Source organism: Acinetobacter sp. YH16053 (genome assembly GCF_013417035.1).
Taxonomy (GTDB): domain Bacteria; phylum Pseudomonadota; class Gammaproteobacteria; order Pseudomonadales; family Moraxellaceae; genus Acinetobacter; species Acinetobacter towneri.
The window spans coordinates 15,719-28,130 of record NZ_VPEP01000020.1 but is presented as its reverse complement, the minus strand read 5'-3'; the positions used below and the strand labels follow the sequence as shown (position 1 = coordinate 28,130).

General features: G+C 36.0%; 3 protein-coding genes and 2 pseudogenes. All 5 read left to right on the top strand.

Annotated elements, in window-relative coordinates; all coding sequences use genetic code 11:
• Nucleotides 1-557: pseudogene (locus tag FTV43_RS12040) on the top strand (IS3 family transposase); the annotation flags it as partial.
• A gap of 41 nt (nucleotides 558-598) precedes the next feature.
• A pseudogene (locus tag FTV43_RS12035) lies at nucleotides 599-1,045 on the top strand (IS481 family transposase); the annotation flags it as partial.
• 391 nt (nucleotides 1,046-1,436) lie between these two features.
• A complete protein-coding gene (locus FTV43_RS12030) occupies nucleotides 1,437-5,459 on the top strand; it encodes a dynamin family protein (RefSeq protein ID WP_179995548.1) in 4,023 nt (1,340 codons plus the stop codon).
• A gap of 9 nt (nucleotides 5,460-5,468) precedes the next feature.
• Nucleotides 5,469-8,306 (top strand): SEL1-like repeat protein, encoded by a 2,838-nt coding sequence (locus tag FTV43_RS12025; protein ID WP_179995547.1) that lies wholly within the window; start codon nucleotides 5,469-5,471, stop codon nucleotides 8,304-8,306.
• Nucleotides 8,307-8,329: 23 nt separating this feature from the next.
• Nucleotides 8,330-12,409: a dynamin family protein gene (locus FTV43_RS12020; protein WP_179995546.1), complete on the top strand. Its 4,080-nt coding sequence runs from the start codon at nucleotides 8,330-8,332 to the stop codon at nucleotides 12,407-12,409.
• Nucleotides 12,410-12,412: the final 3 nt, after the last annotated feature.

The following is a 12,412-nucleotide window of genomic DNA, read 5'->3' as shown; positions in this document are numbered from 1 at the left end:
GTAAAACGCAATTTTAATGCAGATCATCCTGACCCTTGCGAAGCAGTGCTTCTCAGGTCGCTGACTTCACGTATATTCAAACTCATTCAGGCTGGGTCTATACCGCCTTTATTATTGATGTGTTCTCACGAGCAATTGTTGGATGGAAAGTATCGACACGGATGAATACAGATATGGTGCTCGATGCACTTGAGCAAGCATTGCACGATCGAGGCATGCCAAAGAATGTGATTCATCATTCCGATAGAGGTGTTCAATATCTTTCTATTCGCTATACCAATCGTTTAGAAGCTGCAAATTTACGAGCATCAGTCGGTACGACTGGTGATTCATACGATAATGCTTTGGCTGAAACGGTGAATGGCTTATACAAAACAGAGGTGATTGAATATTTAAAAGCAGATTGGCAAGGTTTAGCAGATGTACAACTTGCGACACTAAACTGGGTAGATTGGTTCAATAAAAAGCGTGTACACAGTGCATTGGGTTACAAGTCACCTTTTGAGTTTGAAGCAATGTACTATGATAAGATTAACCCGTTAGGTCAGGTGGCCTAACTTAAATAAAAAAGTCTCCGACAAACCCGGTACGGTTCACTGTTATTGATTTCGCAATTCAATATCCCGCATATGGTCAGCACCGTACGAGTAATGAATTACGCAAGAAGGGTGTATTCGTTTCAGGGAGTGGGGTTCGCTCTATATGGCTTCGTCATGATTTAGAAAACTTTAAGAAGCGTTTAAAAGCACTTGAGGCTAAAGTGGCACAGGATGGTATTGAATTAAATGATCAGCAGATTGCGGCACTTGAACGTAAGCATGAGGATGACGTTGCTTGTGGTGAAATCGAAACAGCTCATCCAGGCTATTTAGGCGCGCAAGACACCTTTTATGTCGGGAATCTCAAAGGTGTTGGACGAATCTACCAACAAACATTCATCGACACTTATAGCAAGGTCGTTCATTGCAAGCTCTATACAACAAAAACACCGATTACAGCGGCTGATTTACTCAATAATCGTGTGTTGCCATTTTATCAATCTCAGGACTGAACCGTACCGGGATTGTCGGAGACTTTTTATTTAAGTTAGGCCACCTGACCTAATAGGTTAATCTTATCATAGTACATTGCTTCAAACTCAGAAGAGGCTATTAAGTTCTCTTCTTTATGGGATTGTAGACTGGCATAAAAAGCAACTTGAATTGAGTTGGTTTTCTCAATCAATATATGAACTAAAGATTACAGTAGTAATCTTTAGTTCCTGAAATTTACTTGGGTGAAAAATGGGTTAAACATCTTTATTTTTATCAAAATAAAGATGAAGTTACCTTTGATTTCAACTTCCACCACCTCCTTTAGATAAATCTTTAAAAATTAGCTGTTTGATTTGATTGAAAAATATATAATTCAACAAAACTTAAACTGTATTCTAAATAATGACCAAGTTAGATAATTCACCAACAATAAGTTACTTCTTAGCAGATGAAATAATAAAAGCTAAAAATATAGGTGAGGCTGAACAGAACGCCTGGCAGGATTTTTCAGATAATTCATTACAGATTAATAATAATCAATTTGGAGGAGCAGGATATTTTGCCGAAACACATCATGCAGCCAGTTATAACGTAAACCAAGCAAATGCGGCACAAGATGAACGAGCACAGCTAGTAAATAGTCGTGAATTTGGGTCAGTGGATATTAAAACTGATTCAGGCATGGCATTTAACCCAAAATATTTTGCAACAGCCGAACAAAGCTATGCAGCAGGAGCGGAATTATTTACCAATGAGTCAGGTGAACTCGTTGCTAAATATGCCGGTCAGCAGATTATTGTACCAAGTGATCAGTATCATGAAATTTCAATACTACATCAACGTCATTTAGAGCAAGTATATGCATCAGGTCAAATAGATCAATACGAGGCCTTAAGACAAATTAGTTTTACTGACCGAATGGTTGATGCGAAGGGTATTGAATCACTACCTCTAAGTTATGCAGAGGCACAAGCTGGTAAGCAGGCATTGCAGTCGGGAGAATCCCCGAGTTATGCACAACACCATTCCTTTATGGATGATGTGGGAAATTTTGCAGGTAGTTCGACAATGGCAGTGGCATTTGTTAGTGCTATTGAGCTAGGTCCAATTCTACTCAAAATACTCAATCAAATACGTCAAGGTGATCTGGCATTAGATAGTGCTGGCCCAGCCTTAATGGCACATTTAAAAGAAAATCAAACCTTACACAATATACAAACAGGAAGTTTAAAGGCTTTTTCTGCTGGTGGCTTAAGCCTTGTGACTGAAATACATGCAGGTATAGCAGCCTTTTTAGTCACATTTTGTTGGGATGTGAAAGAGATTTATACGTCTTATCAAGATGGCTCCATTAATGAAAAAACATTTTGGATTGCAATTCAGCAAGCAGCAGCAAATCGTGGATTACAAAGTTTACTTATTACAGCTGCAGTCGCAATAGCTGGTCCAATCGGTTTGCTTGCCCCGATATTATCGCAATTTCTATTTCAGAATTTGCAACAACGCCAATGGTTTGAACATGGATTTGAACATATGGCACATGGCTGGATGCGCACAGTCAACGAAGCTGCACAGATTTCGACTCAGCAATGGCAATTAGCTTGTACAGGTTATCAAGCGGTAGTGAATGCACACAACCAGAGACACCAAATAATGGAAAATAATCAGACTACTCAACAACAGATCAATAATTTTAATGATCTCATTAGAGAAAATAACCAATCTGGTGATAGCGATGTTCCTGCTGTGGAAGATCAGATGGTTATTTCTCAATTGAGTGAGAAAAATATTAAGCTGCTGAGTGAGCAGCAGAGTCCATTTGAAGTGCAGCAAAGTGTTGATCATTTTTTAATAGAAAATCAAAATAATAGACAAGTCATAGAACATGCAGTACTTGATGCATTAAACGTGTTAGCGCCTCAGGCCACTAAAAAAACAATGCCGCATCATTTTTTAAAAAAAATTAAATTAGCAATTCTTGATCCAGCACAATTACAAAATGAATCAAATGAACAGACTCGTGCACTAATTACGGCACAGATGGCGGCTTTGCGTATGCTACAAGGACTGCAGTCTGAGCAGCGTCTTTCTATTGAATTTATTGCGATTGTACAAACTCAACTAAAGTTAATTCAGCAGAATCTGACTCATTTACAACAAGAACATCAAGATGCCTTGCAACAGATATATGCATCGATGTCTCTTGGCTATCAGAAATTGAGGCAAGAAATTAATCGACATGAAGAACGTATTTCTCAATTGGAACAACATTCCTTATTACAAGACTGGTTGAATTTAAGCCACGTACAGACAGTACACGGTATTCGTTACAGTGAAATGTCTGTAGAGCTTAGACTGTGTAATGCAATCAATAACTTTATTCATCAAACAGAAGGAATGTGGAAAGGCAAGGGTTTACTTTATTTGCAAGCTTTTTTAGAAAAAGTAGGTGTGGAAAATTTAGACCCACTTATATTCTTAAAATCCATTAGGGATCAACCTGCTTTACAGCAGAATTTATTATATCAATTAAAAAAAATTAAGCAGGTAGAAGAGAGTCACGAATCATCATTGATGATTTTTAACCATTTAAATAACCCTAATTATGATCAAAACAATCGTCACGTAAATGATCTATATCTAAAGCATCTCGATTCTATCAAAGAGATATCGATTTGGGATTTAACGTTGTTTTTACTATGGCAATTAAAATCAGCAGGATTTACACCGTATCGAATTACTACACTTGATCGACAACGTCAGAGTTGGTTAGATGCCCTTGCAGAAATTGAAAGCTTGGTTGAGGAAAAAATTCTATCGCAATCATTGAAAGCACAAATTCAACAGCTCCAAACACAAATTTCTAACTTTAAACTTTCTGTCCCACTGATTGGGAAATTTAGTGTTGGGAAATCTACACTCTTAAATACATGGTTGGGACAAAATATTCAAAGCACAGACTTAGGTGCGTGTACTTCATATCCGACAGAATTTCATTATGCTGAATCTGAAAATCAAAAAGTTGTTGTAGTGAGTGGAAATGAGCGTGAATCGGTATCAACTGAATATGAGTTGGCACATTACCAAACATTGAGAGCACAGCAGATTTTTGACGTTGATGATATTCATCATGTAGAAATGTATTTACACAATGCTGTCCTGGCACAACACCCAGATCTAGTCTTAGTTGATACCCCAGGACTTGAATCTAATATCGGTTCACATGAACAAGCCCTCATTCGTTATTCAGGAACAGCACATAGTAGTTTTATTTTATGTGTATCCAAAACGCATTTAGGTGAAGCAGAACAACAATTTGTAGCGCGCCAATATATGTTTGGTAAACCGCTATCATTACTCATTTGCCAAGAGGATCTGATTGCACAAGCTGAACGCGAGTCAGTACGGCAAACAGTTGCACAACAAGCAGGGATTGATTGGGATTATTCTTTGGTAAGAGGGTGTTCAGCGCATCAAGGTGATTTAAAAGGTTTTGCAGAAATCTTGAATCATATTGAGGAAAATAAATCAGAAATATTTTCAGAGTGTTTTAAACAGCAAATTGAAAGTCTTATTAGTGCTGCTCATAAAAGTTTAAAACAACAGCTTGATTTGGATCAATCTAGAGAACAATTAGAATATAATAAACAAAAGATTATGAATGCTAAAATAGAATTAAGATCACAGTATGAGAAAGAAAAGAATATGTTATTAAGATTGGTTGATACTCGTATTAGCCAAGATGTAATGAGTACGATTGAGCAGGTACTCAATAGCCGTCGTTTATATTATTACGACCTCGTTGTTGAACAGGCACAGCAGTTACAGGCAAGTATTCAGGCCGATATTCAAAATGCTTTTCAGCTTGCGACACAGCAGTTTTTACATCCCGTGATACACAGATCTGCTACGAAATTAAACACGGCAGTAGACTTAACTCAAATATTTGAATTGAATAAAAAAAATGATATTTCTGGCTTAAATCTGGAACAAAGTCGAGCAAAGGAAGCAGCTGTACTTGGGGGAGTTGCAGGTGGAATTGCGGCATTAGCTTTAGGTGTAACTATACCTTTCTTGGTTTTACCAGGATTAATAGGTGGATTTTTATTTGCTGAAAAACAGCAATTAGAAAAAGCACGTCAAGTGGTTGATCAGCATTTAAACAGTATTTCTATTCAGCTTTTAAGCTCTATTCAAGAGCAGCTAAAACAGCAAACGCAACATTGCTTTGAGCAAATTTATCTCGGTCTTGAGCAGCATCTTGCTGATCAAAATGACAATATTGAAAAAATTGAAGTTCAATTATCTGCCGATTTAGAACAGCGTAACTTATTAAAACAACGTGTTTCTGCAGCTTGTCAAAATATGAAAAACATACTTAACCAATCGAAAGACATGTTATCTCAAAATTTATTGGAGCAATAAGGAATTATCATGCAGGATTTTGCGAGTTTTAGTTTTGATTTCTCCAATGAAATTGAGACAGAAAGCGATTCGACATTACAGCCAAAAATTAATTTGGTGAAGAAGTTATTGGCTCAACCCCAAGTATTATCAGATGAAGAACAAGCTATTGATATGCTAAAAGGTTATATAGATGAATCGATTTTAGCCTTATTAATCCAAATCGATTATGAAATTTGGGATGAAAGTTCAGCATCGATTGATTGTTTAATCACTCAGATTACACAAAATATTCGTCAAGTTGAATTGTCGAATAAAACACAGATTTTATTGAACATACCTACAACATTTGACGAGAAAGCTTTTAAAGATTTTCTAAAACAGATCAATATTGATCTTGGTGAGCTAGGTAGGTATATTTCAGCTGATTTCAAACAACATTATTTCTGTCATCAGGACAATTATCTCTCGGTAGTGAATTATTGGGGACAAAGAATTCAGCTTGGTCAACAAGATCTATTGGAACTAAAATTGGCTGATTTTCATAATGATTGTAATGGATTGATTTCAGAACTCTTTATCGGATCACCTGCATGGCCATGGAATTATTTGAGTCTAACAGTCCAGCATCAGCGTAATGGAAAGGAATATAGAGAAGCGAAACAAGCTCAAATTATTGTGTTGCCTTACCAGTCGATGGATAACTTATCTGATCTCTTGACTCTTGTTAAAGATAATTTGTGTAGCGATACATATATTGTACTTTGGGTGAGAGAACAATTTAATACAGAGCAAGAAGATTTAATGATGAAGGTGCTAGACAGTCATGCATCTAAATTTGGCGGCTTAAGTATTTTTCAGAATAACCTTAAAAAACTGTATGGAAACAATTTATGGGATTGGCTAAAGACACAGAATCATTTTTTAATTGATCATAGTGCAGAAAAATTAAAATATCTTTTAATTCACTTAAAAGCAAAATTGCAAAAAAAACTTGAACAATTACAAAGTGAAATTCAGTTATATAGCCAGATCTGTCTAAATGATGAAGCATTTTCAAATTCTGAAAAAACATTAGCTCAAGAGGCTTTAAAAGAACTACGTACAAATTTTCAAACCAGTAAAACTTTAATCGAACAATTTGCAGTGAATGTAGATGAAGTATCTCATTTACTTGAGAAAGTGTTGCCAGAAGTCGACTTTACTAATGCAGAGCAGATGCAAGTATTTGAATACCAGAAAGCCCAGATGATGTTAGAAAGTGGATTTTACACAGAAGCATTTCAGCATTTTCAAATTTTATATCATCAAGGTATGGGAGTCATTCAGGATATTATTTTAATCCTTGCTAATCATTTTGAAGAATTGAAGAATGTGAGTTTAGAGGAACGTTTTACGTGGATTCAGTCTGCAACGAAGCATTCTCCTGATAATAGCTATTTCCATAATTTATTGGGGCTGTGTTATGAACAAGGGCTTGGTTGTATGCAAGACTTTGTTTTGGCCTTTAAAGAATATCAACTTGCATCAAAACATGATTCTGAATATGCACTGAACAAATTAGGAGAATTCTACCTAAGAGGTCAGGGCATAGATGTGAATGAGGAACAAGCATTCGAATGTTTCAAAAAGGCATCTGAAAAGAATAGTGATGCTAAGTTTAATTTAGGTCGTTGTTACTTATGGGGATGGGGAACTGATCAAAATGAAAGGCAAGGTTTTAACTACTTAAAAGAAGCTGCAGAGCAAGGCTCTGTATCTGCACAGTATGCAGTGGGATGGTGCTATCTCTATGGGCGTGGTACCTCGATTAATGATTCAATGGCTATTGAATGGCTTTTAAAGGCAGCAGAATTTAATAATAGTGATAGTCAAAACTCATTAGGTGATTGTTTCTTAAATGGCTGGGGTGTCACTCAAAATGATGACCAAGCTTTCAAATATTATTTAAAAGCAGCTGAGCAAAATCATGCTGTTGCACAATACTCTGTGGGTTGGTGTTATCTCAACAGTCGTGGGGTTGATTGGAATGATTTGGAAGCTTATCAATGGCTTAAAAAATCAGCAGAGCAAAAGTATGCTGACGCAGAAAAAATATTGGGTGACTGTTATCTGAATGGTTGGGGAGTGAATGAGGATTCTTGTAAAGCGTTTAGTTGGTATATGAAAGCCACTGAGCAGAAACATGCAGCTGCCCAAAATTCTGTGGGTTGGTGTTATCTCAATGGGCGCGGTATCAAGGAAGATGAGACCAAAGCCTATCATTGGTTTAAAAAATCAGCAGAGAAAAACGATTCAGATGGGCAAAATTGGTTAGGGAAATGCTTCCGTTACGGATGGGGTGTCGATAAAAATATCTATGAAGCATTTCAGTGGTTTAAAAAGTCAGCAGAGAACAATAATGCTGATGGGCAATATTCACTAGCTGAAAGTTATCAGTATGGTTTGGGGATTACTCAAAATAAAGAAAAGGCTTTTTATTGGTTTCAAAAATCAGCAGAAAATAATAATTCAAATGCTCAAAATTTCTTAGGGCATTGTTATTTTAATGGGGATGGTGTCCCTCAAGATAAAGCTCAAGCTTTTAAATGGTTCGAAAAATCCGCACAGCAAAACCATGCACATGCCCAAAATGTGTTGGGTGATTTTTATTATTTTGGTTGGGTTATATCTCAGAACGAAGTTGAAGCTTTAAATTGGTTTATGAAGGGAGCAAATCAGGGTTTAGATGAAGCTCAATATAATGTTGGATGGTGTTACTACACTGGACGTGGGGTTGGAAAAGATCTTAAAGAAGCCAAGAAATGGCTGTTATTAGCAGCTAATCAAGGCCATGAAGAAGCCAAAAAACTTCTTCAAGATCTTTAATAACACCAACTGGAATTTTAATTATGAATCAACAAGTGATACTTAACACACTAACTACGATTTTTAATGCCAAGCCTAAAAATGAAATTGTTCAACAGAGTATATATCAAGCCATTTTACAAACTATTGCCCTTGTAGAGCCTTTGCCTTTCAAAGATAAAATAAATGAATTTAAGTTTTTGATTGAGCAAATGCACCAATCAGTTTCTACTCCTTATCTTGATCAGAAAAAAGTTATTGGTTTTGGTGGTGGCTTTAGTGCTGGTAAATCTAGATTTTTAAATACATTTTTAAATATAGATTATTTGCCTGAAGCGTTAGAGCCATGTACTGCTGTACCCACCTATATGGGATATAGTGAAGCAACTTCATATTTAGCAAAAAATCTCTTTCAGCAAAATTTAGAGTTATCACCAGAACAGATACAGCAATTAAGTCATTTGTTTGATTCAACTTCAACAGATCAGCCCCTGCAGTTAGCGCAATTACTAGAGCATATATATTTAGGGTTAGAGAACTTTAAATGGCAGCATCTCACATTTTTAGATACGCCTGGTTATAGTAAAGCAGACAGCCAACATCAAGGTAGAACAGATGAGAAAATTGCATTAGAGCAATTGAGACAAGTAGATCATCTTGTTTGGCTTGTGAGTGCTAAAAATGGCACGATTCGTGAGGATGATTTACAGTTTTTAGCACAGATTGGCGTACAAAAACCAATATTTATTGTCGTAACTCAGTCTGATCTGGTCACAAGCAAAGAGCTTCCATCAATTTTAGAATCAATTAAAACCAGTCTTAAGCGTGAAAATATACATATCGCAGGGATCATGGCTTGGGCTGCTCCGATTCATTCTTCAAAAGGCCAGATGCTTTTAGGAGATGACATCCATGGATGGTTGGAAACAATTAATACACCTATCCAAAGTGAAAGTAGATTTGAGCAACTCATTGCATTTATTGAGCACTTGATCGAAGGATTAGCAAGTAAGTCTGAAAATCTAGAGCAGTTCATTCAACATCAACAAAAGCTACAAAAAAAATTACCGTCAGATTTATCTCAAGAGCTTGAAAAAAAGTTAAATGAGAAACGTGTAAAGCAATCACTATATGTGCGTCATATTGATCAACTTGTAGAGAGTCAAAGCAGTTTATATTTTGATTATGCACATCTTCAGTTAGTTCAGGGTAAACAGCATGATGCAGTTAACGCCATGGTTGAGGCCGCATGCTTAGGCATGGTAGATGCCTTGGATTGGCTAGAAACTGAAAAAAATGACTCCTTGTATATTCAATATAAGTTGGCGGGTATGTATGAGCGGGGTGACGGCGTTGAAAAAGATATAGATTATGCAATTGATCAATATATTGAGATTTTAATTGCAGGCGATGAATCTAGCTTGACTGCTTTGAATCGTTGGGTTGATAAAGGTCATCAATATGCAATACAACAGCTTGCAAACTATTATGAAGAGTATGAGAACGACGTATTAAAGGCGGAACAGTACCATCAAATTTTAGTTAAAAAGTTTCTCCATCAACAATCAATTGATTGGTATTACCAACAGTCTTTAAGTGGGCCAACACAGATATTTAAGTCATTTATAAGTCATTTTGCACTCCAATATCATCAGATAGAAATACAATTTGCTTATGCACGTATTCTTTTTGCACATGGTGAAATAGATGAAGCCATAGAGATTATGAGTAAACACGTAACAGAAAAATCTGTACGTCAATGGTTAGAAAAGCACGAATCCTCTTGTCCACAGATCAGTTTTCAGCTTGCTAAATTACACGCGATAGGTTTGTGTTATACGAAAAATATTGATTTAGCATTAAGCAAATATAAAGTATTAGTTGAAGAAGGGTATCTTCCAGCCTTGGAAGCTTTGACCCAGATGGCAGTAGAAAACAAATATGCCGAAGGTTTGGTCTGTGTCGCACAGCTTTATGAAAACCAATTCCAAGATTTAGAACATGCAATTCAGTATTATTTAGAAGCAATTAAGCTGAAAAGATCTGATGCCCTAGATTGGTTGACTGCAAAAGCAAGACAGGAATTGCCGCAAGCAGTTTTAGCATTACGTGATTTGTCTCGTGAAAGTAATCGCCAAGACTTGCAATCGGCATATATTCAATATCTAGAAAAAACAGCTACAGTGGATGATCCAGCTCAAGCCATTAGTTTGGAAGCTGTAAATTTTAAAAATAAAATGGCATATCAATGGATTAAATCCTATGCTGAAACAGGCAATGATCAAGCACGTTGGTATTTTATTGATTTTTATCAACATAATCTTGTGGAAGCTGAGGAAGACCGAAGTTTAATCGCCCAATATTGTTATGAATTTGCAGTTAAGGGTGATGAAAAAGCAGTTTCCCGTTTACATCCAATCGCTGAAACCCATGGTGGTGAAGCAAGTTATGTTTTAGGTCTGATATATAGTTTTGGATATGCAGTAAAGCAAAATCTAAAAGAAGCAAGTTTTTACTTTGAAAAAGCGCATCGTGATGGTTTAACGTATGCAAGCTATAACTTTGCCGCTATTCCATCTCAAAGTAATAAAAAGCCTTATTGGTTATTAAAAGGTGTAGCACGTCACAACATTATACCTGCTCAAAAAATCACGTCTTTTCCTGGGAATTTATTCTATTTATTAAGGATTTTAAGACCAAAACCTTCTGATTTTTATCTAAGTAAAACTAAGGGATTAAGAATTAATTGGTTGATTCTATCCATCTATCTTACTGTTATTTCAGGTACTGGATATACAGCTTATAAACATCCAGAAATTTTACAAAAAATTAAAAATGGTATTGTGAGTTTATGGGTGAGTGAAGAAATACAAGATAAAGAGGTTTATATCGTAGAAGATACATCTATTGATCTTTTGGATATTAATAATCATGCAGAGTTAATTGCTAATTTCTATACAAATTCTGATAAGGACATTCGTGTACAAGGTGTCTATGAATACCAAGCTTTGGATAATGAAACGCGATATTTAGTGCCAGTGGTCAGTGATTTCGATCAAGGAAACAATACATGCAATGCTTGCCAAGCACCTATAGATTTCTTTGTATTTAAAAAACAAGGTGATGGCTATAAATTGGTGGCCCGAAGTGAAGCCAATACGATTTTAGCTGTTGCACATGGCACAGATAATTCGATGATTAAGCAAATATCTGGAAATGTCATTTTATTTGGTTCAAATAGACAAGGATTGTTACTAACAAGTCGACGGGTGGGGTCTGGACTTACAGCAGAGGATCCTTTTCTGATTATGATTGATGAAGATACAAGTAGTATTCGTAATATCGCACACGAATCAATGAAGCTTGAAGAGGGGGAAGGATATGTTGGTAGTAAATATACATCGAAATATCATTTTGATGAATCATCAGAACATCAAGGAATTTTTGATTTTATTATCGAGCAAGAAGGTACAGCACTTGATGAAAATAATGAAGTAATTCCGCATCATCGTAAACTTACTTATCGTTATGTAGATTATAAGTTTGAGATACTCAGTGATGAAAACTTATTGGTGAGTAATGAAAATCAGCAAGATGATTTAGATTTTCTGAAATGCTCAGGTTTACGACATGGCGAGAAAGCAAATTTCATTTGGGATGAATACAGAACAAAATTGAGTAAATATTTTACTCCAAGTGTTATTGATGATTCAGATGAAAGTGGTGATTATTCTAAAGAGGTATATACACCTGAAAATATCGAAAAATTCTTCGGGACTTATGCTGGAAGTTTAGCTATATCAGTATCTCATGGTGGTGAAATTGTTCCGCTAACACAAGAGATGACGCTTCACGGTACTTTTGAAGAATTAAAATCTAATATTGATCAACATTTTGGAAATAGTCTTGAATGGCATAGACCTTCGAATAACGGTGCAGCATTGTATACCTATAAAATAGGTAAAGATGGTGTTTCTGGGTATATGCTCACAATCGATCAGGGAATGGATGATTTCTTAGGGTATACATGTACTTACCTAACTACAGATATGGAATTGACGGACGAAAATAAAGCATTAGTACGCCAATCCTTAAAGGATTATATTAGAAAAGGGGGGTATTAAAAT

Bases quoted from the DNA above. Each gene is read 5' to 3' on its own strand.
- FTV43_RS12030 (WP_179995548.1), top strand. From the start codon at position 1,437: ATGACCAAGTTAGATAATTCACCAACAATAAGTTACTTCTTAGCAGAT.
- FTV43_RS12020 (WP_179995546.1), top strand. From the start codon at position 8,330: ATGAATCAACAAGTGATACTTAACACACTAACTACGATTTTTAATGCC.
- FTV43_RS12025 (WP_179995547.1), top strand. From the start codon at position 5,469: ATGCAGGATTTTGCGAGTTTTAGTTTTGATTTCTCCAATGAAATTGAG.